Annotated in this window: 21 protein-coding genes; 9 read left to right on the forward strand and 12 right to left on the reverse strand. The window is 60.2% G+C overall.

Annotated elements, in window-relative coordinates:
• Window positions 1–30 precede the first annotated feature (30 nt).
• The 4 genes from alr to CFBP1590_RS00695 all read left to right on the forward strand — a co-directional run bounded on the left by alr (window position 31) and on the right by CFBP1590_RS00695 (window position 4,438).
• A complete protein-coding gene (gene alr, locus CFBP1590_RS00680; protein WP_029241358.1) occupies window positions 31–1,104 on the forward strand; it encodes an alanine racemase in 1,074 nt (357 codons plus the stop codon).
• 129 nt (window positions 1,105–1,233) lie between these two features.
• Window positions 1,234–1,782, forward strand: coding sequence for a cupin domain-containing protein (locus tag CFBP1590_RS00685; RefSeq protein ID WP_043302906.1), 549 nt, complete (start codon window positions 1,234–1,236; stop codon window positions 1,780–1,782).
• A 182-nt stretch (window positions 1,783–1,964) separates the two neighbouring features.
• Entirely contained in the window at window positions 1,965–2,387 is a 423-nt protein-coding gene (locus CFBP1590_RS00690) for a c-type cytochrome (protein WP_088234283.1), read from the forward strand.
• 128 nt (window positions 2,388–2,515) lie between these two features.
• A complete protein-coding gene (locus CFBP1590_RS00695; RefSeq protein WP_088234284.1) occupies window positions 2,516–4,438 on the forward strand; it encodes an acetyl-CoA hydrolase/transferase C-terminal domain-containing protein in 1,923 nt (640 codons plus the stop codon).
• A 408-nt stretch (window positions 4,439–4,846) separates the two neighbouring features.
• Here CFBP1590_RS00695 and CFBP1590_RS00705 read toward each other — a convergent pair whose 3' ends face one another.
• Genes CFBP1590_RS00705 through CFBP1590_RS00715 form a run of 3 tightly spaced genes read right to left on the reverse strand, consistent with a single transcriptional unit; the run spans window position 4,847 to window position 7,822 of the window.
• A complete protein-coding gene (locus CFBP1590_RS00705) occupies window positions 4,847–5,665 on the reverse strand; it encodes a sulfite exporter TauE/SafE family protein (protein WP_088234286.1) in 819 nt (272 codons plus the stop codon).
• Window positions 5,658–6,911, reverse strand: a complete 1,254-nt coding sequence (locus CFBP1590_RS00710; RefSeq protein WP_088234287.1) for an NAD(P)/FAD-dependent oxidoreductase — start codon at window positions 6,909–6,911, stop codon at window positions 5,658–5,660. The genes CFBP1590_RS00705 and CFBP1590_RS00710 overlap by 8 nt, the downstream gene beginning before the upstream one ends.
• A 26-nt stretch (window positions 6,912–6,937) precedes the next feature.
• Window positions 6,938–7,822: an MBL fold metallo-hydrolase gene (locus CFBP1590_RS00715; protein WP_088234288.1), complete on the reverse strand. Its 885-nt coding sequence runs from the start codon at window positions 7,820–7,822 to the stop codon at window positions 6,938–6,940.
• Between the two features lie 280 nt (window positions 7,823–8,102).
• Between CFBP1590_RS00715 and CFBP1590_RS00720 the strand changes: the two genes are divergently transcribed.
• Window positions 8,103–9,422 carry a sigma-54 interaction domain-containing protein gene (locus tag CFBP1590_RS00720; protein WP_088234289.1) on the forward strand — a complete coding sequence of 440 codons (1,320 nt, stop codon included), beginning with the start codon at window positions 8,103–8,105 and terminating at the stop codon, window positions 9,420–9,422.
• A 6-nt stretch (window positions 9,423–9,428) separates the two neighbouring features.
• Here CFBP1590_RS00720 and CFBP1590_RS00725 read toward each other — a convergent pair whose 3' ends face one another.
• The gene (locus tag CFBP1590_RS00725; protein WP_004887429.1) at window positions 9,429–9,998 is read right to left on the reverse strand and encodes a xanthine phosphoribosyltransferase; all 570 of its coding nucleotides are present in this window, start codon (window positions 9,996–9,998) and stop codon (window positions 9,429–9,431) included.
• A gap of 52 nt (window positions 9,999–10,050) precedes the next feature.
• Window positions 10,051–12,060, reverse strand: a complete 2,010-nt coding sequence (rep, locus tag CFBP1590_RS00730; protein ID WP_004887427.1) for a DNA helicase Rep — start codon at window positions 12,058–12,060, stop codon at window positions 10,051–10,053.
• A 205-nt stretch (window positions 12,061–12,265) separates the two neighbouring features.
• Here rep and CFBP1590_RS00735 point away from each other — a divergent pair, with 205 nt between their 5' ends.
• On the forward strand, window positions 12,266–13,939 hold the full coding sequence (locus tag CFBP1590_RS00735; RefSeq protein WP_043303377.1) for a putative bifunctional diguanylate cyclase/phosphodiesterase: 1,674 nt from the start codon (window positions 12,266–12,268) through the stop codon (window positions 13,937–13,939).
• A gap of 4 nt (window positions 13,940–13,943) precedes the next feature.
• Here CFBP1590_RS00735 and CFBP1590_RS00740 read toward each other — a convergent pair whose 3' ends face one another.
• A complete protein-coding gene (locus tag CFBP1590_RS00740; RefSeq protein ID WP_088234290.1) occupies window positions 13,944–15,326 on the reverse strand; it encodes a NorM family multidrug efflux MATE transporter in 1,383 nt (460 codons plus the stop codon).
• Between the two features lie 156 nt (window positions 15,327–15,482).
• On the opposite strand from CFBP1590_RS00740, the gene CFBP1590_RS00745 reads away from it, so the two are divergent.
• Both CFBP1590_RS00745 and CFBP1590_RS28685 read left to right on the forward strand, forming a co-directional pair.
• Window positions 15,483–16,403: a LysR substrate-binding domain-containing protein gene (locus tag CFBP1590_RS00745; RefSeq protein ID WP_029241729.1), complete on the forward strand. Its 921-nt coding sequence runs from the start codon at window positions 15,483–15,485 to the stop codon at window positions 16,401–16,403.
• Window positions 16,404–16,584: 181 nt separating this feature from the next.
• A complete protein-coding gene (locus CFBP1590_RS28685; RefSeq protein ID WP_029241728.1) occupies window positions 16,585–18,561 on the forward strand; it encodes a methyl-accepting chemotaxis protein in 1,977 nt (658 codons plus the stop codon).
• A 106-nt stretch (window positions 18,562–18,667) separates the two neighbouring features.
• On the opposite strand, the gene CFBP1590_RS00755 is transcribed toward CFBP1590_RS28685, so the two are convergent.
• The 5 genes from CFBP1590_RS00755 to CFBP1590_RS27420 form a co-directional block, all read right to left on the reverse strand.
• Entirely contained in the window at window positions 18,668–19,408 is a 741-nt protein-coding gene (locus tag CFBP1590_RS00755; protein WP_029241727.1) for an ATPase, read from the reverse strand.
• Window positions 19,395–19,658, reverse strand: a complete 264-nt coding sequence (locus tag CFBP1590_RS00760) for a hypothetical protein (protein ID WP_029241726.1) — start codon at window positions 19,656–19,658, stop codon at window positions 19,395–19,397. The genes CFBP1590_RS00755 and CFBP1590_RS00760 overlap by 14 nt, the downstream gene beginning before the upstream one ends.
• Before the next feature lie 120 nt (window positions 19,659–19,778).
• On the reverse strand, window positions 19,779–21,272 hold the full coding sequence (locus CFBP1590_RS00765; protein WP_088234291.1) for a YifB family Mg chelatase-like AAA ATPase: 1,494 nt from the start codon (window positions 21,270–21,272) through the stop codon (window positions 19,779–19,781).
• A gap of 185 nt (window positions 21,273–21,457) precedes the next feature.
• The gene (locus CFBP1590_RS00770) at window positions 21,458–21,976 is read right to left on the reverse strand and encodes a BRO-N domain-containing protein (protein ID WP_088234292.1); all 519 of its coding nucleotides are present in this window, start codon (window positions 21,974–21,976) and stop codon (window positions 21,458–21,460) included.
• Between the two features lie 240 nt (window positions 21,977–22,216).
• Window positions 22,217–22,474 (reverse strand): hypothetical protein, encoded by a 258-nt coding sequence (locus CFBP1590_RS27420; protein ID WP_145958162.1) that lies wholly within the window; start codon window positions 22,472–22,474, stop codon window positions 22,217–22,219.
• A gap of 26 nt (window positions 22,475–22,500) precedes the next feature.
• Between CFBP1590_RS27420 and CFBP1590_RS00775 the strand changes: the two genes are divergently transcribed.
• Window positions 22,501–23,436: a LysR family transcriptional regulator gene (locus CFBP1590_RS00775; RefSeq protein WP_088236344.1), complete on the forward strand. Its 936-nt coding sequence runs from the start codon at window positions 22,501–22,503 to the stop codon at window positions 23,434–23,436.
• A gap of 42 nt (window positions 23,437–23,478) precedes the next feature.
• Here CFBP1590_RS00775 and CFBP1590_RS00780 read toward each other — a convergent pair whose 3' ends face one another.
• Window positions 23,479–24,591 (reverse strand): alkene reductase, encoded by a 1,113-nt coding sequence (locus CFBP1590_RS00780; protein WP_088234293.1) that lies wholly within the window; start codon window positions 24,589–24,591, stop codon window positions 23,479–23,481.
• Window positions 24,592–24,965 lie beyond the last annotated feature (374 nt).

A 24,965-nucleotide genomic window follows, 5' to 3' on the forward strand; every position in this document is an offset into this window, starting at 1 on the left:
TTTACAACCTCTTCAGGCAATACCTTTCTCATGCGTCCAGCCCGCGCCCTTGTCGATCTTCAAGCCCTGCGTCACAACTACCAGTTGGCCCGCGAAAGCGCCGGTGCGAAAGCGCTCGCCGTGATCAAGGCCGATGCCTACGGCCATGGTGCCGTGCGTGTCGCGCAGGCGCTGGAAGCGATGGCGGACGGGTTTGCAGTCGCGTGCATCGAAGAAGCGCTGGAGTTGCGTGCCGCCGGTATCACCGCGCCGATTTTGCTGCTGGAAGGTTTTTTCGAGGCCGATGAGCTGGCGCTGATTGCTCAACATGACCTGTGGACGGTCGTGCACTCGATGTGGCAGCTGGAGGCGGTCGAGCAGGCACGTCTTGCCAGGCCCATCATGGTGTGGCTCAAGCTGGACACCGGCATGCACCGTGTCGGCCTGCATCCGTCGGAGTACCGCAGCGCGTATCAGCGTCTGCTGGCAACCGGCAAGGTGGCCAGGATTGTGCTGATGAGCCATTTTTCGCGTGCCGACGAATTGAACTGTTCGACCAGCGATGATCAGGTCGCGGTGTTTGAAGCGGCTCGTGAGGGACTCGCGGCAGAGACCAGCCTGAAAAACTCGCCCGCCGTACTGGGCTGGCCGACCATCCACAGTGACTGGGTACGGCCCGGCATCATGCTCTATGGCGCCACGCCGTTCGGCGAGTCGCAGCCGCTGGCGGATCGCCTGCAACCGGTCATGACGCTGGAGTCGAAGATCATCAGCGTCCGCGAGCTGGCTGCAGGTGAGCCTGTGGGTTACGGCGCTACCTTCGTGACAGATCGTCCTTCGCGCATTGGCGTAGTGGCCATGGGTTACGCCGACGGTTACCCGCGTCAGGCACCGACCGGAACACCGGTATTCATCGACGGCCAGCCCTCCAGGCTCGTAGGCCGTGTGTCCATGGACATGCTCAGCGTCGATCTGACCGGTGTGCCTCAGGCTGGCCTGGGCAGTCGCGTCGAACTCTGGGGCAAGAACGTGCTGGCCAGCGACGTAGCTGCACACGCGGGCACCATTCCCTATCAGATCTTCTGCAATCTGCGCCGAGTGCCGCGAGTCTATTCCGAAGGCTGAGCCGTAACGCCTTTCAACAGCCACCGCCCCTCATGGCCCGGTCGCCGGTCGAGTGTTGTAAATATCGAACGCTGTGCCATCATGGCGTTCATAACAACCTGACCTGACTGAATCCGGGGGAATACCGCATTGGACGTGGGTGAACGACTGCAATCGATCCGCAAGCTCAAGGGCCTGTCCCAGCGTGAACTCGCCAAGCGTGCAGGCGTGACCAATAGCACCATTTCCATGATCGAGAAAAACAGCGTCAGCCCGTCGATCAGCTCCCTGCGCAAGGTGCTGGGCGGTATTCCCATGTCGATGGTCGAATTCTTTTCCGAAGAAGTCGAAGCCGAGAACCCGACTCAGGTGGTTTACAAGGCCAGCGAACTGATCGATATCTCGGACGGTGCGGTGACCATGAAGCTGGTCGGCAAATCGCATCAGGGACGTGCCATTGCGTTTCTGACCGAGACCTACCCGCCGGGTGCCGACACGGGTGAGGAAATGCTGGTTCATGAGGGTGAGGAAACCGGAATCATCGTCGAAGGGCGCCTGGAACTGGTGGTCGGTCTGGACACCTACATCCTCGAGGTCGGCGACAGCTATTACTTCGAAAGCACCCGTCCGCACCGTTTTCGCAATCCGTTCGACGCCCCGGCGCGACTAATCAGCGCAGCCACCCCTGCCAACTTCTGACCGCCGTTGATCCGCAGGCCCGCTTTCAGGCGCTTTGCGGCGTCGTGGCAGCGGATCGTGTTCGTCGCCGAATGCATCTTTCCGACTGCGGGCGCATTTCGGCTCCGCCAGCTGACCGCTATACTTTTTCAGCCTGCCAGCCCGTTCCGCAGGTGTGATCCAGTCACCTTGAGGGCGTTAGCGTGAACCTGACAAACAAGCTTCTGGCCGTCGCCGCGGCGCTGGCATTCTGGGCGCTCAATGCTCAGGCGGCGAGCAATGAAGAGATCGCCAGGCGCCTCGAGCCGGTCGGGCAAGTCTGTATCCAAGGCAAGGAATGTCCGGGAGTGCAGGTTGTCGGCTCGGCTGTAGGCGGTGGTGCACGGTCGGCAGACGATGTGATCGCCAAGCACTGCACCGTTTGCCACAGCGGCGTCATGCCCAATGCGCCAAAAATCGGCGACACGGCAGCCTGGACCGAGCGGTCCCAGAAAGAAGGCGGCCTTGACGGCCTGCTGGCCAAGGCCATCACCGGCATCAACGCCATGCCGCCCAAAGGCACCTGTGGCGATTGCTCTGATGAAGAACTCAAGGCTGCAATTGAGAAGATGTCCGGGTTGAAGTAATCATGCTTGTTAATCGTGCTGATCGTGCCCATGTTGGGAACGAGCCGCACGGTTAATCACACCCCACGCAGCACTTTCCCGCCCGCACCTGTCCAAGCTGCATCCAACAACAAATCAGGAGAGCTGGGATGCCGCAGTCCTGTTCCATTGAGCACGCCGTTGATCATGTTCTTTCGCAGTTGCCCGAGCACATTCGTCTCGGCATGCCGCTGGGGTTAGGCAAGCCCAACCGTTTCGTCAACGCGCTGTATCAACGGATCAGTGAATTGCCCGAGCGGCGGCTGACCATCTACACCGCGTTGAGCCTGGGCCGCCCGACACCGGGCGAAGGCTTGCAGGCGCGCTTCCTTGAGCCATTTCTGGAACGCACTTTCGGTGATTATCCCGAACTCGATTTTCTGGCTGCACTGCGCCGCGACAGCCTGCCGGACAATATCCGTGTTCAGCAGTTTTTCATGCAGCCAGGCAGCCTGCTCAACAGCGAGTCCGCCCAGCAGGACTACGTCAGCAGCAATTACAGTCACGCCGCCCGCGACATCAATGCCTGTGGCCTGAACCTTGTCGCTCAGTTGGTGGCGCGTGACGATCAACGGCCCGGCAAACTGAGCCTCAGTTGCAACCCGGACGTGACCCTGGACCTGCTGCCGATGATCGCCAAGCGCCGGACGGCGGGCGAGACCATTCTGATACTTGGGCAGGTGCACTCGGATTTGCCCTACATGCCCGGCGACTCGGAACTGGATAGCGTGGCGTTCGACCTGCTGCTGGACGAAGAAGAGCGCAGCACGCTGTTCTCCACCCCGAACATGCCGGTGGGTTATCAGGACCATTTGATCGGCTTGCACACCAGCACCCTGGTGCGTGATGGTGGCACGCTGCAAATCGGCATCGGCTCTATGGGCGATGCGCTGACCGGCGCGTTGCTGGCCCGTCAGGCGGACAACGAAACCTGGCGCGCCTTGCTGGCCGAGTTGAACATGAGCAACTGGCAGACCCTGATTGACCGTGAAGGCGGGATGCAGCCCTTTGCCAGCGGTCTGTACGGCTGCAGCGAAATGTTCGTCAACGGTCTGCTGGTGCTGGCCGATGCCGGGATCATCCGGCGCAAGGTGTACCCCGATGCCGAGCTGCAGCGGCTGGCCAACATGGGCACGCTGGATGAAAACGCTCATCCCGATGGCGTCGTGGTGCACGGCGGCTTCTTCCTCGGCCCGACCAGCTTCTACGAGCGACTGCGCGAGCTGCCTGCCGAGCGGCTGGCGCAATTCAACATGACCGCCATCAGCTACATCAACGAACTGTATGGCCATGAAGAACTCAAGCGCTTGCAGCGCCGCGATGCGCGGTTCATCAACAGTGCCTTTACCGTTACGCTGATGGGCGCGGCAGTGGCCGATCAGCTTGAAGATGGACGTGTGCTCAGTGGTGTAGGCGGGCAGTACAACTTCGTCGCTCAGGCCCATGCACTGGAAGGCGCTCGCTCGATTCTGATGCTGCGCAGCTGGCGTGAGTCGGGCGGCGAGACTAGCTCTAATATCGTCTGGGAATACGGCCACACGACCATCCCCCGACACCTGCGCGACATCGTTGTGACCGAATATGGCATCGCCGACTTGCGGGGTCAGACGGATGCGACCGTCATCGAGCGGTTGTTGAACATTACTGACTCGCGCTTTCAAGGTGGCCTGATCGAACAGGCACAAAAGGCTGGCAAACTGCCAAAGAATTTCAGCCTGGATCCGCGCTTCACTCAAAACACGCCAGAGCGTCTGCAGGACATTGCGTCACGCTATCCCGCGCTGTTCACTGAATACCCGCTGGGCTGCGACTTCACCCCCCAGGAGCGCGACCTGCTGAGAGCCTTGAATTGGCTCAAGGGCAAATTCAAGATCACCGAGATTCTGGAGCTGGGCAAGGCCACGCTCGACGCGCCGGAGCCTGATGCGTACAGGGAGCATCTGCAGCGCATGCAGCTTGATCAGCCTCAGGGATTGCGCGAAGAGCTGTATCAAAGGCTGCTGTTGGCCGGATTGCAGAACACTGCCCAATGATCGTTCCCGCTCCGCGCTCATCGTTATACACAAGTCCGCCTCGACACTGATCGTGCCCATCGCTCCGCGTGGGCATGCCTCCCGTGACGCTCCGCGTCACAAATGGCACAGATTGCGGATTCAGTGAGCCGAGCGCATGACGTGGATAACGCTGGAGCTTGTCCACGCCTCTGCGCCACATTCAAGAGCGGACGCGGAGCGTCCTGAGCGGCATTCCCACGCGGAGCGTAGGAACGATCAGCGTGATCTCAAGCAAGCCGATCATGCCCATGCTTGTGCTCAGCGTTATACCCGAGTCTTGCTGCGACCACGGGGTATGCATTGAGTCAGTCACGTTCGTTTTTGCCCCCGTTTTGCGCGTCTTGCGGACTTGTGTACAACGATGTGCGCGAAGCATGGGCAGGATCATCAGGTCGACAGCGCTGAGACGGCCAGCATGCCTGCCGCAACAATCCCGCATCCGGCAAACAACTGCTGCAACCGAGGCCCGGCCAGATAGCGCGAGATCTGCCTGCCCGCCAGCAGGCCGACCATTGCGCCCAGTGCAAACGGCAGTCCGACGTCCCAGTGCATGACGCCGCTCAAGGAAGCGCTGACAACACTACCGGTCGACACGAGCGCAATCACCGCCAACGATGTCGCCATGACGCTTTTCATGTCCAGATCGGTGTAGCGCGTCAGCGCAGGTACGATCACGAAGCCGCCGCCCACGCCGAGCAGGCCGGACAGCAGGCCCGAGCCGATGCCGGTCATCGTCAGCGCGCGCAGGCATGGCATGGTCCAGCGCAGTCGGCCTTGCAGCGGGTTGAGTACACAGGGCAGCACGTCGGCACGCGGCGCGGGTTTGCCGTCGCGCAATTCACGCTGCGCCCTGAGCAGCATGCGTGCGCAGGCATACAGCAACACGGCGGAGAAAATCAGCGCCAGCGGTTCATTGGGTAGACGGTGGGCCAGCCATAGCCCTATCGGCGCCATCACGATGCCGATCCCGGCGATATAAGCCGCAGCGCGATAACGCACAATGCCTTGCCGCAAACCCAGCACCGCGCCCACGCCAGCAGCCATACCCACAGCCAGCAAACCAACGGGTGCTGCCTCGACAATCGACAACCCGAGCCCGAACACCAGCAACGGCACCGCAAGAATGCCGCCGCCCGCGCCAGTCAGTGCCAGCACCGCGCCAATGATCGCGCCCAGACCCGCTCCCAGCAGTTGATGTTCATCCATGTCTGGCAGCGGCCTTTTTCGGTTTGGCCAGCCATTCGCGGCCCTTGAGCATGCCGTGCCAGTAGAGCGGCGGCAGCACGCGTTCTTTCAGCCACCAGGCCAGACGCGTTGGCTGGCGTCCGTTGAGCAGCCATTGTGGAAAGCTCGGCGCGACTTTCCCGCCATACAGAAATTCGGCGAGCACAATCCTGCCTTTCTCGACCGTCAGCGGGCACGAGCCATAGCCATCGTAGGCAACCGGATCAGACAGACGCCCCATCGCCACCAGCACGTTGTGCGCAACCACGGGCGCCTGCTTACGGGCGGCGGCCGCAGTCTTGGCGTTGCTGGTATTGGTGGCGTCACCCAGGCCATGCACATTGGCAAACTGCTTGTGACGGAGCGTGGCCGGATCCACGTCCACCCAACCTGCGGCGTCAGCCAGCGGGCTGTTACGAATGAAGTCCGGTGCGGTCTGAGGCGGCACCACGTGCAGCATCTCGAAGCCCTGCTCGACGGTTTCACTGACGCCATCAGGACCGGTGCGGACAAAAGTGGCGCGTTTGCCTGGCCCATCGACCGCCACCAGTTTGTGGCTGAACTGCAGGTCGATGGTATAGCGATCGACATACTCCATGAGGGCCGGAACATAATCCGCCACGCCGAACAGCACGGCTCCGGCGTTGAAGAATTGCGTCTTGATCTGGTCCTGTCGACCCGCCTTGCGCCAGTGATCGCAGGACAGGTACATGGCTTTTTGCGGCGCACCCGCGCACTTGATCGGCATCGGTGGTTGCGTGAACAGCGCACGGCCTTGCTTCAGGTTTTGAACCAGCTTCCAGGTGTAGGGCGCCAGATCGTATCGGTAGTTGGAGGTCACGCCGTTGCTGCCCAGCGTCTCGACCAGCCCGTCGATGGCGGCCCAGTCCAGCTTGATCCCAGGGCAGACCACCAGTTGCTGATAACCGAGCGTGCGGCCGTCCTGCAGCGTCAGGCTGTTGAGCTGCGGTTCGAAACTCGCCACGGCGGCTTTGATCCATTGCACGCCCTCGGGAATTAGCGACGCCATGCTGCGGGCGGTGGCTTCGGGCGAGAAGATGCCTGCGCCGACCATGGTCCAGCCAGGCTGGTAATAGTGCGTGTCGGCCGGATCGATGAGCGTGATGTTCAGGTTCTTGTCGCGGGCGAGCAGGCTTGCGGCGGTCGAGATGCCGGCAGCGCCGGCCCCGACGATCAGAATCTGGCAGGAAGTGTTTGAGGCAGTCATTACGAAAGTCCGGAAGCTGGCTGGATTCAGAGGGAGTTGAGCGGGATTTTCAGGTAGCGCACGCCGTTGTCTTCAGGCTCGGGAAGGTGCCCGCAACGCATGTTGACCTGCACCGAGGGCAGCATGAGCACCGGCATTTCCAGCGTCGCATCGCGGGCTTCGCGCATGCTGACGAAGGCGTTTTCGTCGATGCCGTCCCGCACATGAATATTGCTGGCGCGCTGTTCGGCCACGGTGGTCATGTACTTGAGCGCCCGACCGTTGGGCAGGTAGTCGTGGCACATGAACAGCAGGGTCTGCGGCGGCAGGTCCAGAAGCCTGCGGATCGATCGGTACAGCGTGCGTGCGCTGGCGCCGGGGAAGTCGCAGCGCGCAGTGCCGTAGTCGGGCATGAACAGCGTATCGCCGACGAACGCCACGGTCTGACCGCCGATCTCGACCAGATAGCTCATGCACGCAGGCGTATGCCCCGGTGTGTGCAGCGCGCGGGCTTGCAAAGAGCCGATGGCGAATGTCGCGCCATCGTCCAGCAGCACATCGAACTGGCTGCCATCGCGGGCAAAGTCGGCCGGGGCGTTGAACAGCGCGCCGAAGGTTTCCTGAACCTGGGTAATGTGCCGGCCGATTGCGATCTGCCCGGTAAGGTGTTCTTTCAGATAGGCCGCAGCGGACAGGTGATCGGCGTGCACGTGGGTTTCCAGAATCCACTGCACCGAGGCCTGCAAGGCCCGCACACGGCCGATCATCCGGTCGGCCGACTCGGTGTGGGTACGTCCGGATTTGGGATCGTAATCGAGCACGCTGTCGATGATTGCGCACTGTTTGCTTGGCAGGTCCATCACCAGATAACTGACGGTCCAGGTGTGGCTGTCGAACAGCGCTTCGACGTATAGCGTTTCACCGATGATCATCTTTGAATCTCCCTGACTGTAAATCGCTCATACCCGCAGTGGCAGGCAAGGCGGTTGGCAGTTTCACCAAGTATTACAAGTAGCATGCCAACCGGAGCGAGAGCAGGCTTGGATCCCTTGTTTGAAGTGCTTTCGTCAGGTTGATGCAGAGCGCTGCACGTGTCTGGTTTTCGACGTTACTGCCACTTTCTGGCAGTAAAGTGGCAGTCATTGGCAGTATCTGGCAGCCCGATGGGATAAGCTTCGCCACGCTTACCCTGCGACCGGAACAGGAACTTTTATGTCTCTCATCGCCACCGACTCGTCTGGCAGCCGCATGCAGTCACTGGTGTCCTACCTTGAACACGATGCGCGTCCTACCATCGTGCTCGACACCGACTACAACATCATTGCTGCGAACACTGCCTACCAGCGTCAGTTCGGGGTCGAGGGCGTGCCGCATGTGGGCGAGAAGTGTTATCGGGTGTCGCATCAATACGCGGTGCCCTGCGATCAGGCCGGCGAGCACTGCCCCATGCGCAAGGCGCACGAAACGAAGCTGCCGGAGCGCCTGCTGCATATTCACCACACCCCGCGTGGTCCTGAACATGTGGATGTCGAGCTGCGTCCGATCCTGGGCGATCGGGGCGAAGTGATTGCCTACGTCGAGCGGCTAAGTTCGGTGGCCGTGGCCTCGGTTCAGCCTCAGCGGCATGGGCTGGTGGGTCGGTCAGCCGCGTTCAAGGAGGTCCTGGCTGCGCTGCAACGCGCCGCGCCCGCGCAGATTCCGGTATTGCTGCAGGGCGAGTCCGGCACTGGCAAGGAGCTGTTCGCTCGCGCTCTGCACGCCAGCAGCTCGCGCTCCGCCGGACCACTGGTGGTCGTGGACTGCACCGGGCTGACCGAAACGCTGCTGGAGAGCGAGCTATTCGGCTACGAAAAGGGCGCATTCACTGGAGCGCTGCAACGCAAGACCGGCCTGGCCGAAGCGGCGCATGGCGGCACGCTGTTTCTCGACGAGATTGGTGAGGTGCCATTGGCGATGCAGGTCAAACTGCTGCGGCTGATCGAGTCGGGCAGCTTCCGGCCGGTGGGCAGTCTGAGAACGGTGCATTCTGACTTCCGGCTGGTCACCGCAACTCACAAGCCACTCAAGGACATGGTGGCCGAGGGAAGTTTCCGGCAGGACCTGTTCTATCGCATCAGTGCCTTCCCGATCCGCCTGCCCGCGTTGCGCGAGCGCACTGATGACCTGGCGCTGTTGATCGACAGCCTGTTACAGCGCAGCTCGCAGGGGCCGATACCGCGTATCGATACCGAAGCCATGAAGCTGCTGCGGTTGTACAGCTACCCCGGCAATATCCGTGAGCTGCGCAATATTCTCGACCGTGCCCGATTGTTCACCGACGACGGGCTGATTCGCGTGCAGGATCTGCCTGACGAAGTACGCGGGCATAACGAGGCGGGACGTGTGCTGCATCGCCGTCAGGGCGACGAACTGGAGAAGCTCGCCCACGCGCTCAGCGTATTTCAGGGCTCACGCAGCGAGCTGGCGAAAGAGCTGGGGTTGAGCGAGCGCACCCTGTATCGACGGTTGCGCGCGCTCGGTGTGCTCAACTGAACGCTGTTATTTGAAGGTGACGACGCCGTCAGCCAGCGATTCGACCCGGGCCAGTGACTCGACGCGATAGCCCTGCGCGTCCAGCTCGGCGCGGCCGCCCTGGAACGATTTCTCGATCACGATACCCAGTCCGGCAACGGTGGCGCCCGCCTGCTTGATGATCGAAATCAGCGCCTGCGAGGCTTTGCCGTTGGCCAGGAAGTCATCGATGATCAACACATGGTCGTCGCTGCTCAGGTGGCGCGGCGAGATCGCAACAGTGCTTTCGACCTGTTTGGTGAACGAGTACACCGTGGCCGACAGCAGGTTTTCGGTCAGGGTCAGCGACTGATGCTTGCGCGCGAAGATCACCGGCACGCCCATGTTGAGGCCCGCCATGACTGCTGGCGCGATGCCCGAGGCTTCGATAGTGACGATCTTGGTGACGCCCGAGTCGGCGAACAGCCGGGCGAACTCGTCGCCAATGGCTTTCATCAGCGCCGGGTCGATCTGATGATTGAGGAACGCGTCGACCTTCAGGACCTGGTCGGACAGTACGATGCCTTCTTCGCGAATCTTCTTGTGCAGTGCTTCCACTTCGGTTCCTTGGGTGCGCCATTGCGCAATAAATGATCGATTCTTGTGCCGGTCAGCGTTTCAGCATGGCGCGGATATCCGCCAGGGCCGTGTTGCCGCGTACCGCCTTGACCTCAGTCGGGGTGTCGTCGTTGCCTTCCCAGGCCAGATCGTCGGGCGGCAGCTCGTCCAGAAAACGGCTGGGCGCGCAGTCGATGATCTCGCCGTACTGCTTGCGCTTGGCGGCGAAGGTAAAGGCCAGGGTCTGGCGCGCACGGGTGATGCCCACGTAGGCCAGACGACGCTCTTCTTCGATGGTGTCGGCTTCGATGCTGGAACGGTGAGGAAGGATTTCCTCTTCCATGCCCATGATGAACACGTAGGGAAATTCCAGGCCCTTGGACGCATGCAGGGTCATCATCTGCACGCCTTCGGCGCCGTCTTCCTCTTCCTGCTGACGTTCGAGCATGTCGCGCAGGACCAGTTTGCCGATGGCTTCCTCGATGGTCATGCCGCCTTCTTCGTCCTTCTCCAGCGTGTTCTTCAACGCTTCGATCAGGAACCAGACGTTGCTCATGCGGTAGTCGGCGGCTTTCTCGCTGGAGCTGTTCTGGCGCAGCCAGTTCTCGTAGTCGATATCCATGACCATGCTGCGCAGCGCGGCGATGGGGTCGTTCTGCGCGCATTGCTGACGCACGCCATCCATCCAGCGCTTGAAGCGTTGCAGGCGGTCGGTGAAACGGCTGTCCAGATGCTCGCCCAGACCGATTTCGTCGGTGGCGGCGTACATCGAAATCTTGCGCTCGGTGGCGTAGTTGCCGAGTTTCTCCAGCGTGGTCGAGCCGATCTCCCGACGCGGTACGTTGATGACCCGCAGAAAGGCGTTGTCGTCGTCCGGGTTCACGAGCAGGCGGAAATAAGCCATCAGGTCTTTCACTTCCTGACGGCCGAAGAAACTGTTGCCGCCCGAAAGCCGATACGGAATCTGATGATGCTGAAGTTTCAGCTCGATCAGCTTGGCCTGATAGTTACCGCGGTACAGGATCGCAAAGTCGCTGTAAGGCCGGTCGGTGCGCAGGTGCAGGGTGAGAATTTCCACGGCGACGCGCTCGGCTTCGGCGTCTTCGTTGCGGCAGCGGATGACCCGGATCTCGTCGCCGTGGCCCATTTCGGACCACAGCTGTTTCTCGAATTCGTGCGGGTTGTTGGAGATCAGCACGTTGGCGCAGCGCAGGATGCGGCTGGTGGAGCGGTAGTTCTGCTCCAGCATAACGACTTTCAACGACGGGTAGTCGTCCTTGAGCAGCATCAGGTTTTCCGGCCGTGCGCCGCGCCAGGCATAGATCGACTGGTCGTCGTCGCCCACCACGGTGAACTGGTGCCGGGTGCCGATCAGCAGTTTGACCAGCAGGTATTGGCTGGCGTTGGTGTCCTGATATTCGTCCACCAGCAGGTAGCGGACCTTGTTCTGCCATTTTTCCAGAATGTCGGCATGTTCCTGGAACAGCTTCACCGGCAGCAGGATCAGGTCGTCGAAGTCCACCGCGTTGTACGCCTTGAGCGTGCGTTGATAGTGGGTGTAGACGATGGCGGCGGTCTGTTCCTTGGGGTTGCGCGAGTTTTCCAGCGCTTCGGCAGGCAGGATCAGGTCGTTTTTCCACGCGCCGATCATGTTCTTGATTTCGTCGACGCCGTCGTCGCCCGAATACTCTTTCTGCATGATGTCGGTCATCAATGCCTTGACGTCGGTCTCGTCAAAGATCGAGAAGCCCGGCTTGTAACCCAGTCGCGTGTGCTCCTTGCGGATAACGTTGAGGCCCAGGTTGTGGAACGTCGACACCGTCAGGCCGCGTCCTTCACCCGCCCTGAGCAGCGTGCCGACCCGCTCCTTCATCTCGCGCGCAGCCTTGTTGGTAAAGGTCATGGCGACGATGTACTGGGCCTTGATGCCGCAGTTCTGGATCAGGTGCGCAATCTTGCGCGTGATCACGCTGGTTTTGCCGGAGCCTGCACCGGCGAGCACCAAAAGAGGGCCGCCGACGTAGTTCACCGCTTCCTGTTGCCGGGGATTGAGTCGGGACATGACGGTCTGAAAGGTCGCTTGCGAAAAGGTCGGGCATTTTAGCAGGCCCGCAGGTTTCATGCGGCGGTCATCGCAGAAAGGTGGTAACGGCTATCTAATTTCTGCTTTTTTGTTACATTTGCGCCGCGGCGCGAAGAGAAGTGTATTCGTCGCGTTCCCGAGAGGGCGCGACCATCGTTTTTTCCTTTGAACTTAGGAAGTTAGATTGCCTACGCCTGTCGAACCCCTGCGGTTGCTTTTGCTGACACAAGAGCCATCCTGGCAGACGCTGTTGAGCGGTTGTCTGACCGATCCGGGCCATGCGGTCACGCTGCTGCATGCTGCCGACTGGCAGACGTTCTGTACCCGTTACGGCAACGAGCGCAACACGGTGCTGTTCACCACCCCTGGCCTGCAGCCGCCTACCGGCAGTTGCACTTTGCCGATGGTGGTGCTGCTCGACGAAGAGCCGCTGGTGGGGCCGACCGGCGTCAATGACTGGCTGGTGCGCGATGCGCTGACGGATGACACCCTTCGTCGCTGCCTGCGGCATGTTCGTGAGCGCAGCCGTCTTGAAGAAAACCTCCAGCGTCTGGCCGGGCAGGACACGCTGACCGGGATCGCCAACCGGCAGGGGTTTCAGGCCATGCTGGCCGCACGTCTTGCCGGTGGCAACCATCTGGCGCTCGGGCATCTGGACCTGGACGACTTTCGCCGCGCCAATGACGCCTTGGGTTATCAGGCCGGTGACCGACTGATTCTGCAGGTCGTGGGACGGGTGAAGAACCAGCTCCAGGCCGGTGACCAGATCGCCCGGTTAGGGGGCGACGAATTCGCTCTGCTGATCGATACCAATCAAGACGCCGAGCGGGCGACCCAAGTGGCCGAGCGCATTACCGACGCTCTGGCCGAGCCCTACTGGATCGGCGGTGAAAGCCTGTTGCTGGGCTGCAGTCTGGGCATTGCTCATTCACAGGCCGAGGCGGGCGCCGATTCGCTGATGTGGCACGCGCACATCGCCATGCGTCAGGCCAAGAGTCTCAATGGCTGCACGTTTCATCTGTTCGACGAGAGCATCAATCGCAACGCCCGCAGCCTGGCGGACCTGGAAGGCGAGTTGCGCCGTGGGCTGCGCCGCGACGAACTGGAACTGCATTACCAGCCTCGGCTGTGTCTGAGCACCGGTCGGGTGGTCGGGCTGGAAGCGCTGGTGCGCTGGCGTCATCCCGAGCGTGGGCTGTTGTCACCCGACGAATTCGTGCCGCTGGCCGAGCAAAGCGGTCTGATCGTGCCGCTGGGTTACTGGGTTATCTTCCGCGCCCTGAGCGACATGCAAGTACTCCGCGAGCAGGGGTTCGCGCCTTTGCACATGGCGATCAACCTCTCGTTCCGGCAGTTTCAGGACAGTCAGCTGCTGGCGACCCTGAACCGTCTTATCGCTCAGCACGACATTGACGCGCACTGGCTGGAGTTCGAACTGACCGAAACCGCCGTCATGCGCCGCAGCGATCAGGTTCGGCAAACCATGGACGCCCTCGGACGTCTGGGTGTGCGTTTCTCGCTGGATGACTTCGGTACGGGTTACTCGTCCTTCATGCACCTCAACAGCCTGCCGATCACGCTGCTCAAGATCGACAAAAGCTTTGTCGGTGAAATGGAAACCCGCGAGGAAAACCGCAAGCTGGTGCATGCCATGATCAATCTGGCGCACAACCTGAGTCTGGAAGTGGTGGCCGAAGGTGTGGAAACGCCGGGGCAACTGGCGCTGTTGCGCGGTTTTGCCTGCGATCAGTTGCAGGGTTACCTGATCAGCAGGCCGCTGCCGATGCCACAACTGGTCGAATGGCTGAGATCGGACGCGAGTCGCTGTGAAGCGTCCCGCAGTCCCGCGTCTTCCTGACGCGTCAGCCCATCACTGTCTCGCCGACCGGGTGTTTGCGCAGCAACCTTGCGGTCTTCCATTCGAACACCCCGGTGAGCGCCACGGCCGAGCAAAGCAGACCCAGCGCCAGACCCCACCACACGCCCGGAGCCCCGCCGTTGGCGGAAAAGCCCAAGAGCCATGCGGCAGGCGCCGCGATCAGCCAATAGGAGAGCAGGCCGACCAGGAAGGTCGTGCGCGCATCCTTGAGTCCGCGAATCGCACCCATCGCAATGGTCTGTGTGCCGTCGAAGAATTCGAACCAGGCCGCAATGGCCAGCAACTGCACGGCCATGACCACAATGTCGGCGAACGCCGGGTCGTTGATGTCCAGAAACAGCCCGATGATCTGATGCGGTGCCAGCCAGAACAGCAGGCCGAACAAGAGCATCACCGTGCCGCCGAAACCAATCCCCAGACGCCCGGCGTTGCGGGCCATGAGCATGTTGCCAGCGCCATAGTGCTGACCGATGCGCATGGTCACGGCGTAGGAAATGCCGACCGGCACCATGAAAGCCATGGACACCGTCTGCAGCGCGATCTGGTGAGCCGCCATCTGGGTGCTGCCCATCGCGCCCATGCAGAACGCAGCAAAGGTAAACAGCCCGACTTCAACGGCGTAGGTGCCGCCAATCGGCAGGCCCAGGCGCCACAACTCGGCCAGATGGCTGCGTGAGAGCTTCGACAGCCCTTTGCGAATCGGATACGCCGCGTAGGCCGGGTGCCGACCGATGTGCAATGCCAGCGCAAGCGCCATGCAGTTGGTCACGATGGCCGTGACCAGTCCGATGCCCATCAGGCCCAGATTGGGCAGGCCGAACCATTGATGGATCAGCACGTAGTTGAGCAGGTAATTGGCGACGGCCCCGATCAGGCTGATGGTCATCACCGGCCGGGCGCGGCCGAGCGCGCTGGTGAAGCCGCGCAGGGCCATGAAGCTGAGCAGTCCGGGCAGGGCCAGCGGCAGGGTGATCAAGAATTGAGCGGCCATGTGCACGTTGGCTTCAGCCTGGCCGAATTGCAGCAGGATGGGTTCCAGATTCCACAGAATCAGCGCCGCTACCAACGCCATGCCCGAGGCCAGCCAGAGCCCGGCCTGCGTCAATCGGGCCGCGCCTTCGGTATCGCCTGCGCCGTGGCGAATGGAAACCAGCGTGCCGACAGCCGCCATCACGCCCACGCAGAAAAACGAGATGAAGTTATAAGTGGCCGCGCCGAGACCACCGCCAGCCAAGGCTTCAGGGCCGATCTTGCCCATCATCACCGTGTCGGTGAACACCATCAGCATGTGCGCCATCTGCGAGGCGATCAGCGGCCCGGCCAGACGCAGGATGATCCAGAGTTCTTTGAGGGCGGGCTGTTGCATGGTAACGATGCTCTACGGCGGAAGGACTGATGAGCCGCTTATTGTCGGCATTCAGGGTCAAAAGCACAAAGCGATAAAACCGATGCTCAGCATGACTAAAACTCATGTGAGCGTATTTACAGTACAGTGGCTGCCTGGTCGATAAGGAAAGCCTGCATGTCTCGTCGTCTCCCTCCTCTTTATGCGCTGCGTGCATTCGAAGCTGCGGCCCGGCACACCTCGTTCACCCGTGCTGCGGAAGAATTGTCCATTACCCAGAGTGCCGTAAGCCGGCACATCCGCACGCTGGAAGAGCACTTTGCCTGCCGATTGTTTCAGCGCAACGGGCGCAACCTGCAGCTGACCGAGTCGGCGCGGGCGCTGTTGCCGGGCGTGCGGGACGGCTTTCTGGCGCTGGAACGGGCATGCAGTACCCTGCAGACGGAAGAGGGCATTCTGCGCATGAAGGCGCCGTCGACCCTGACCATGCGTTGGCTGCTGGCGCGGCTCAGTCGCTTTCGTCATCTGCAGGCTGGCAATGAGGTGCAGTTGACCAGCGCCTGGATGGACATCGATGCCGTGGACTTTGCGCAGGAGCCGTTCGACTGCGCGATCCTGCTCAGTCACGGGCACTTCCCGGCCGACTGGGAAGCCACGCTGCTGTTTCCGGAATGGCTGATCCCGGTCGGCGCGCCGACCCTGTTGCAGGACCCGCCGTGGAACGTCGAGCGGCTGGCCAATGCAGAGTTACTGCACCCGACGCCGGATCGGCGTGACTGGCGCACCTGGCTTAACCGAATGGGATTGGCAGACAAGGTGTCGCTCAAGGGCGGTCAGGTATTCGACACGCTTGAGTTGGGGATGATTGCAGCAGCACGCGGCTACGGGGTGTCGATGGGCGATCTGTTGATGGTCGCGGAAGACGTCGCGCAGGCCCGATTGAGTCTGCCGTGGCGCACGGCGGTGGCGAGTGGCGAAAATTACTATCTGGTCTGGCCTCGTACGAGGCCCGGCGTAGAGCGGTTGCGGCGGTTGAGCGACTTTCTGCAGGCCGAAGTTCAGGCGATGGAATTGCCCTTAGTTGAAATTTTGCACTAATGCGCCTCGCATAGTGCGAAAATGCCATCTTTACTAATGCCCGCGCAAGATACTCAAGTATCGATCTTGTTGGCCGAAGCATTGCCTAAGAACCGTTTGTTCAAAACGGTACAACACCTAACTAACGTTTGCTGAACGATGAGCCAAGGATTCGGCGATAATCATTCGGTCTGGAGCCTTTATGTCCAAGCCCCGCACCCGGATTGCCACGCAACTCGGTATCGCCCTGGCAGTGATCCTGGCAGTCGTCATCAGTGGTAGCACGCTTTTTGCGTTGAGATCCCTGGATGCCTCCAATCTGGTCATCCGTGAAGAGCACATGTCCAGTGAAGCAAGACTGCTCGCCGATCAGCTCAACACCTTCCACAGCACCCTGCGTGACAGCACCCAGCGTCTAAGCGGCTTGTTTGAAAAGCGCTTTGCTGTTGGCCTGACCCTGCAGGCCGACAAACCGGTCACCGTGGCAGGCACTCAAACGCCCGGCCTGTTCCTGCGCGACACGGCGCTGAATAATGACTTCACCGAAGTGGACGAGTTCCGTCGGCTGACGGCCGGTGTGGCAACAATCTTCGTGCGCAGCGGCGATGACTTCATTCGTATCAGCACCTCGCTGAGCAAGCAGGACGGCACGCGCGCCATCGGCACGCTGCTGGATCGCAAGGCTCCTGCCTACGAGCGTCTGATGGCTGGCCAGGGCTATGTGGGTAAAGCCGTGCTGTTTGACCGTTACTACATGACCCAGTACAGCCCGGTTCGTGACAGCAGCGGCAAGATCATCGCCGCGCTGTTTGTTGGCTTCGATTACACCGACGCTCAGAAAACCCAGTTCGACGACCTGAAAAATTTCCGTATCGGCAGCACCGGTTCGCTGGCCCTTCTGGATGAAAAAGGCGCCTGGCTCGTTCCACCTGCTGGCATCCAGTCGCCCGAAAACGCCGCCAAAGCCGTTGCCGATCTGGCCAGCAAGCCGGGCAAGGCGGAGTTCTGGAATGACGGCAAAGAGGACATCTACAGTGTTGGCCAGCCGTTCGCGGGCGGGCCATGGACTGTCATAGCCAGCATGCCGGGCGATGAAATCAGCACCGTGACCTGGAACGTCGGCACGCAACTGGCTATCGGTAGCTTGCTGGCCATGCTCATTGCCGTCATCAGCGCCATCTGGCTGCTGCGCAGCAAACTGCGTCCGCTTTCCGAACTGGTCCGTCAGGCCGATGAGCTGGGCGCCGGTAATTTGAGCGTGCGCATGAACATCACCAGCAACGACGAAATCGGTCAGTTGTCGGGCAGCTTCAACAAGATGAGCGAAGCGCTTTCCTCGATGGTGTCGCATATCCGCATCGCCGCGCAGGAAGTCAGCACCCGTGCCCACGCACTGTCCGGTATGTCCGGCGGCGCTTACGAAGGCATGGAGCAGCAGTCCGGCGAGATCACCAGCATGGCGGGCGCGGTTGAAGAGTTCAGCGCAACATCGATGAACATTGCCGACAACATGGGCAACACCGAGCGACTGGCGCAGGAAAACGCGCAACAGACCCGTATCGGTCGTACCTCGATGGATGAAGCGTCCTCATCGCTGCAACAGATCGCCACTTCGCTGAGCAGCACCGCGACCGTGATCGACACCCTGGGCCAGCGTTCGCAGGAAATCGGCAGCATCGTCGGCGTGATCACCTCGATTGCCGACCAGACCAACCTGCTGGCCCTCAACGCCGCCATCGAGGCTGCACGCGCCGGTGAACAGGGTCGCGGTTTCGCCGTGGTTGCCGACGAAGTTCGCAGCCTGGCCTCGCGCACCCGCAAGGCCACTGACGAAATCTCCGGCATGATCGCCAGCATCCAGCAGGAAACCGGCAACGCCATCAGCACCATGCAACAAGGCAACGTGCTGATGCAGGAAGGCCTGTCGCTCAACGCCAAAGTCGCCTCGGCGCTGGCGCAGATCGACGAACAGAGCCGCTCCGCCGGTCATCAGTTCGCCGCGATCACCACAGCCACTCAAGAGCAAAGCAGCACCGCCACCATGCTCAGCAGCAACCTGCAAAGCATCGCCATGGCCAACAGTGAACAACGCGAAGTGGTCTCCAATCTGGCCATTACGGCTGAAGAGCTGAACTCGCTGGCGGGTGAGTTGCGTAAAGAGGTTGATCGGTTTCGGTGAGGGGTAGCTTGCGTCAACTCTGATGTAAACATGCCAGTGCTTTGCACTGGCATGTTCTTTTCAAGTTTGAAAAACAGTGCTCGAAAATCTGTGGGAACGAGCGATTTCAGCCGTTTGCGCCGATGACCTTGTCCACATACTGCTCCATGAACCAGTCGGGCATGTCCTCGACGCGGTATTGCAAATCAGTGCCTTCCGTTATCTCAGCAAGGCAGACAGATTTTTCGCCTGAATTATCGAAAATGTAAGCCCGGTTGGACGTTGAAACCGCAGAGGGAAGAAGCTCCAGAGAACGCTTGTAGCGCTGACGGATCTTATCTTCCGGTACCGGATGCCCGCCATCATCGACCCGGTTCGCTACTCGGTTGATATTTATTTCTACCGACTCTGTGGCCACGAAATACAAATAGGTTCGATAACCTCTCTGCTGTGCAAGCTTCATGAAGCTGACCTTGTCCGGGGATGACATGACGGTTTCAAACGTAAAGCTTTCCATGCGATCCAGCAGTTTGTGGCGAATGAAATCCGAAATCACAGAGGAGTAATAGGAATTCATGTTGACCGCACGGAAATCTATTCGCTGGCCTTCAAGTGAGATAGTTTTAACCTGCTCCTGCAACCCGGCTTTTTCGATCAGCGGATGTGTATCAAGGAATTCATGCAGTTTGGCTGCCGTGGTGCAGAGGTTAAACGTCGTCAAGTCGAGAAACCCGGTTGCCTTGACGCTTTTCTCGATGTCATCTGCATTGACGTACGTGGCAATGAGGTTGGGAGCTATCTGATCCTTGATTGTGCTTTTCCCTGAGCCATTCGGACCAGCAAATATGCGCAATCTAGGCATCGGCAGCCAATCGCTTGACCGTGATTATCTGGCCGACTGTCACCTTGCGCCGAGGCTTGGCCTTGGCAACGACTCGACTCGCACCGTCCGCTTTCGTCTCAACCACGTTCGAGCCCTGGACCCTTAGGACGCTGTGCCCGGCGGCCAGTGCACGAATATAGGCAGCATAGGTCGCCCCAGCAGCCATTTCAGGGATATGGGCTTCAAGGTTCTGGATAGCTTTTTCCGAGAGCTCGCTTGTTTTGACTTTAGTCATGATGATCCCCAGCTTTCGTTGCGAAGCAACAGGCTTCTTGCGCGTAGTCTAGCCGTAAACCTGTCCTCCCAGCAGGTGTTGCGATTGCTTTCATCCGGAGAGCGTATGATTCATGCCCTATCACCCGCTCGCAGGCCGATATTGCAACGCCTCCGCCAGATGACCGCGATTGATCGCCTCCACCTGCTCCAGATCCGCCAGGGTCCGAGCCACTTTCAGCAGCCGATGCGCCGAGCGCAGTGACAGCGTCAAACGCTCGCAGGCGGTTTCCAGCCATGTCTCATCGACACTCGACAGCGCGCAATGCTTGCGCAGGGCCGGAAGGTCGAGGAATGCATTGGCGCAGCCCTGACGCTGATTCTGTCGATCACGGGCCTGTGCAACGATGGCGGCTGCACTGGCAGTAGTATCTCCAGTCTGCGGGCCGGGATTGAGCGAGGTGGTTTCGCGCGCAACCGTCAGGTGCAAATCAATGCGATCCAGCAGCGGGCCGGACAGTTTGTTGCGGTAGCGCTGCACCTGTTCTGTAGAGCAGCGGCAGCGGCCTGTCGGCTCACCCAGATAGCCACATGGGCATGGATTCATTGCCGCGACCAACTGAAAGCGCGCTGGAAACCGCACCCGATCCCGCGCCCGGGAAATCACGATATGGCCGGACTCCAGTGGCTCGCGCAAAACCTCCAGCACGCGCCGGTCGAACTCCGGCAACTCATCCAGAAACAAAACGCCGTGGTGAGCCAATGTGATCTCGCCCGGCTGTGGACGACTGCCACCGCCCACCAGCGCCGGCCCCGACGCGGAGTGATGCGGTTGTCGAAAAGGACGTTGCGGCCAACTGGTCAGCGGAACCTGGCTGGCGACCGATTGAATCGCCGCCACTTCCAGCGCTTCGTACTCATCCAGCGGCGGCAACAAACCGGGCAATCGGCTGGCCAGTAGCGTCTTCCCTGTGCCGGGCGGACCGCTGAACAGCAGGTTATGCGCCCCAGCCGCAGCCACCACCAATGCACGTTTGGCAGCCGTCTGCCCCTGCACTTCGCTGAGGTCCGGATAGGGTTTGGATTGATGCAGCAACCCGCTGGACTGATACGGCGCAATCGGTGTGCGCCCGTTGAAGTGCGCCACCAGCTCCAGCAGATGATTGGCTGCAATGACCCGCAAACCCGACGCCAGACACGCCTCTTCGGCATTCACCGCAGGCACGATCAACGTCCGCTCCGCCGCACGCGCTGCCAACGCTGCGGGCAACACACCCTGAATCGGCCGAATGCCACCTGACAGCGCCAGCTCCCCCAGACACTCGACATCCTGCAACGCCGTCAACGGCACCTGCCCGCTGGCCGCCAGCAGACCCAACGCAATGGCCAGATCAAACCGGCCGCCATCCTTGGGCAGATCAGCAGGCGCAAGATTGAGCGTGATACGCCGCGCTGGAAAATCCAGCCCGGAATTGAGAATGGCACTGCGCACCCGATCCTTGCTCTCCTTGACCGCCCCTTCGGGCAACCCGACCAGTGTCAGGCTCGGCAGGCCGTTGGCCAGATGCGCTTCGACAGTAACCGCCGGGGCTTCAACCCCGACCTGGGCACGACTATGAACAATGGCCAGCGACATGGATCATTCCTTGATATGAGCGACGGGGCGTTATCGTGCGTCATTCGAGGAGGGAGGGCAGGTGGGGAATGGATACAGGGTGTGAACGGCAACTGCTGAAAGGCTTCAACTGCAATCTGTCCGCTGAGCTCAACATGCGTGGTTTTCGTCGAGCCCAGCACCGCGATCACTTCATGCTTTTCAACTCAGAGGGCGCGTAACCGTCGCCACCACGAAGCCGTCTTTCCACCGCCTTGGCGCGATTGCTCCAACAGAATCTCCGGCATATCCCGCACGCGAATCCATGACTCGTCCTGCCAGTTCAACAAGCTCAACGACACGCCCGGCCACTGCAGCAAGCCCAGCGTAGGACGCTGCGATTCAGGCGGCTGCTGCATGTCGCGCAAGGTCGACACAACGTGATGCTCCAGCCACTCGCGCAACGGGCCGTTGTGCGGCGCGTGATGGTAGACCAGCAGTGCATAAGCGCCCGACTCGCTCACCATCAACGTCTCCTGCGCTTCTCCGTAGCGTTCCAGCCATAAGGTCTTGCGCTGATCAGGGGCGAGCTTGCGTGCCCGGAATTCGTCGAGAAACATCCCCATGAGAATGCCCAGATCGCGAGCGCAGAACCAGGTCTGGTCTTGCAGGCGGATGGCGTGCAGGTGGGCTTTGTGGCGGGTGAAGAGGGTGGGGATATGAGCAGCATCGGTGCTGGTATTCAAAGAAAGCTTCTCCTAATTCGGAGCTGCCACTTTCCGTCGCCAAACGAATAAGGTGGCAGCTGCATGCAGGTTGGCGAACCGGTAGGAGACACCGGCAGACCCGAAGGCCTCCCGCATACAGCGGCCATAACGAAGTGCAGGCGCGCAAATATGCCTGTTTTCTATGGTCAACGGTATGCCTCCTAGCCAGATCGCCAAATCTGGTAGCTGGGTATTCAGCTGGTGGAAATGCTATAGATCTCAGGAGAATGAAGATGTCGGTGCATAATGTTCAGTGTTTGGGTACAGGTCCGATGGGGCTGTAGGGAAAGTCCAGCCAACTGAACGTTCGCCATGCAGGCGCAGCATCCATCGTTTGCGGCAGCCGTTGCCCGCTTTCAACGATAAGCCGGTAGCTTCATGCAAATCGGTGCAATTCAGCAGCGGGTCGGACAGATTATTACGCTCAGTAATCAGGGCGATATCCCTGCCAATTACTGGTGCAGTTGCATTGCTCAATAAATCTTCTCGCGGTAGGTATGGTGATGGAAGCGCTGCAAATTGATGGTATTCCTGAATTCATCCTAGCTGCCCAGCTCGAAAGCTTCACCGCCGCGTCTCTAAGGCTCGGGGTCACCAGTTCTGCCGTGGGCAAGAGCGTTTCTCGTCTGGAAAAGCGTCTGGGTATCAAGCTGCTGCATCGCACCACCCGACGGTTGAGCCTGACCAATGAAGGTGAGGTCTATCTGGCGACATGCCTGCAGATGATGGAAAACCTGCAACAAACCGAAAGCTGGCTCTCGACCGGGCATGCAGAGCCCAGAGGGCGCTTGCGCATAGACCTGCCAGCAGCGTTTGGTCGACGCCATATCGCACCTATGTTGATTCGGTTGACCGCGCGGTTCAAACAGTTGGACCTGACCATGACGTTTGGCGAGCGCAAGGTCGACATGGTTGCCGAAGGTATTGATCTCGCCGTACGTATTGGCGACCTGATGGATGATCCAGAGCTGGTTGCCCGACGACTAGGGGAGCAGCGGCTGGTGATATGTGCGGCTCCCGGATATCTGCGCGGCAGGTCGCCTGTCAGGGAAAAGTCTGATTTGCTCAAGCACGATTGCATTATCGCGTGGCGCAAAGGCTTGCGGGCGACATGGCTGCTCAAGGATGAAAAGGGTGGGTTGGAACATCAGGAAATACAGGTGCGCCATGAGTTCGGTGATGGCGAGATAATGCTTGAGGCCACACTGGAAGGCGGCGGTCTATGCCAATTGCCCACATGGCTGGTAGACGAACATTTGCGAACGGGCGCCTTGGTGACGGTTCTGGATCAATACGCCAGCGCACGCATGCCAATCCATGTGATCTGGCCGCGTACGCGTTACATTCAGCCCAAGGTGCGAGTAATTATCGACGAACTGATTGCGATGGCGGAAAAGCAAGGCGAGCTGTTCGCTCCGCGTGACGCTGAGCCGCGGTGAAGAGCTCCGGCTTGCACCGCAGCCCCCTCCGTCTTCAACGTGTCAGGCCTTAGCCTCGTCGTAGGTTGGATAGTCCGTGTACCCGCGAGTAATCGAGTCCGGGACGCCATACCAGGTTGCACGGTCGGCCTCTGCGATCGGCCAGTTGTTTCTCAGACGTTCGACCAAATCCGGGTTGGCAATGAAAGGTCGGCCAAAGGCGATGAGGTCAAGATCGCCGCTCTCGAGCGCCAGTTCGGCAGTCTCACGGGTGAACCCGCCGGCTGCGATTAAAGCCCCGCGATAGGCTTGACGGAACTGAGAAGCGAAGCCTTCTGGAATACCCTGAGCACCGAGGGTCAACTGGTCGCTAAGGTGTACGTACGCCAGGTCCCGTTTGGAAAGCGCCTCAGCCAACGTCAGCCATGTCTCGGTTTCTTCGGCGTAGGGGTGCATGTCGAAAAGTCTGCCGAATGGCGAAAGGCGAACGCTCACCTTGTGGCTGCCGACCTCAGCGCAGAGTGCATCGAGAGTTTCGAGTATGAAGCGCTGGCGATTTTCGGGCGAGCCACCGTATTCATCCGTGCGTGTGTTCAAAGCACCGTTGATAAATTGCTCGAACAAATAGCCGTTGGCACCATGCAACTCAACACCATCAAAGCCTGCTTCGATGGCACGGCGAGCCGCTTCGACGAACTCGGCAGTGATGACGTGTATCTCATCCACCGTCAGCGCACGAGGCTTGCTGGCCTGTACAGGGCCCGGATGACCAGGCTCAATCCAGACATAGGCCTTGGCGTTCTCTGCGGTAACCGCCACTGAGGACACCGGGGCGTCCTGGTTGGGCTGAATCGACACGTGAGACATGCGTCCGACATGCCAGAGTTGCGCGAATATCTGCCCACCTGCGTCGTGAACCGCATCGGTCACTTTGCGCCACGCTTGGGTTTGCTCGTCGTTATACAGACCAGGGTTGAACAGATATCCACACCCCTGTCGCGATATGGGGACGCCCTCGGTAATTATCAGCCCGGCCGATGCGCGCTGTGCGTAATAGAGAATGGTGTGCTCATCAGGTATGTCCTGCAGCGCGCGAGCGCGGGTCATGGGAGCCATGACGATACGGTTGGCCAACGGCGTGCCGGCCAAATCAAAAGGCTGGAAAAGTTTGCTCATTACAGTTCTCGCATAGTCGTTTGAGAGCGAAATCACTCGGAAGGGTCTTGAAGTGGATACCGAGGATAATTCATCGGCTCAAAGCGATTAATGAGCGCAAAAGCTAATCAACTTGTCCTGCAGGGATGAAATGGGTTGAACCCCAGTCACGCCAATAGCAGGACAGGGTTCTGCGCCAGTGCGCATATCGCGCCGGGATTTCATCCTTGAACTCTCGAGTCCTTGGAATCAAAGCAGGATTATCTTTCGCTGGAACGAGATTAAAGTGTGGCCATGTCGATTTTCACTCACTGATTGAAAGCGCGGCCTGCAAAGCTTCACCGAGCGACACACCATTGCGCACGGCCGGTACGCACTTTAACCACTACAGATTA

Source organism: Pseudomonas viridiflava, from assembly GCF_900184295.1.
In the GTDB taxonomy this organism is placed as follows: Bacteria; Pseudomonadota; Gammaproteobacteria; order Pseudomonadales; family Pseudomonadaceae; genus Aquipseudomonas; species Aquipseudomonas viridiflava.

Excerpts from the sequence above, each read along its gene's own strand:
- alr (WP_029241358.1), top strand. The coding sequence starts at position 31 with ATGCGTCCAGCCCGCGCCCTTGTCGATCTTCAAGCCCTGCGTCACAAC.
- CFBP1590_RS00695 (WP_088234284.1), top strand. The coding sequence starts at position 2,516 with ATGCCGCAGTCCTGTTCCATTGAGCACGCCGTTGATCATGTTCTTTCG.
- CFBP1590_RS00705 (WP_088234286.1), bottom strand. The coding sequence starts at position 5,665 with ATGGATGAACATCAACTGCTGGGAGCGGGTCTGGGCGCGATCATTGGC.
- CFBP1590_RS00710 (WP_088234287.1), bottom strand. The coding sequence starts at position 6,911 with ATGACTGCCTCAAACACTTCCTGCCAGATTCTGATCGTCGGGGCCGGC.
- CFBP1590_RS00715 (WP_088234288.1), bottom strand. The coding sequence starts at position 7,822 with ATGATCATCGGTGAAACGCTATACGTCGAAGCGCTGTTCGACAGCCAC.
- CFBP1590_RS00720 (WP_088234289.1), top strand. The coding sequence starts at position 8,103 with ATGTCTCTCATCGCCACCGACTCGTCTGGCAGCCGCATGCAGTCACTG.
- rep (WP_004887427.1), bottom strand. The coding sequence starts at position 12,060 with ATGTCCCGACTCAATCCCCGGCAACAGGAAGCGGTGAACTACGTCGGC.
- CFBP1590_RS00740 (WP_088234290.1), bottom strand. The coding sequence starts at position 15,326 with ATGCAACAGCCCGCCCTCAAAGAACTCTGGATCATCCTGCGTCTGGCC.
- CFBP1590_RS00745 (WP_029241729.1), top strand. The coding sequence starts at position 15,483 with ATGTCTCGTCGTCTCCCTCCTCTTTATGCGCTGCGTGCATTCGAAGCT.
- CFBP1590_RS28685 (WP_029241728.1), top strand. The coding sequence starts at position 16,585 with ATGTCCAAGCCCCGCACCCGGATTGCCACGCAACTCGGTATCGCCCTG.
- CFBP1590_RS00760 (WP_029241726.1), bottom strand. The coding sequence starts at position 19,658 with ATGACTAAAGTCAAAACAAGCGAGCTCTCGGAAAAAGCTATCCAGAAC.
- CFBP1590_RS00765 (WP_088234291.1), bottom strand. The coding sequence starts at position 21,272 with ATGTCGCTGGCCATTGTTCATAGTCGTGCCCAGGTCGGGGTTGAAGCC.
- CFBP1590_RS00775 (WP_088236344.1), top strand. The coding sequence starts at position 22,501 with ATGGAAGCGCTGCAAATTGATGGTATTCCTGAATTCATCCTAGCTGCC.
- CFBP1590_RS00780 (WP_088234293.1), bottom strand. The coding sequence starts at position 24,591 with ATGAGCAAACTTTTCCAGCCTTTTGATTTGGCCGGCACGCCGTTGGCC.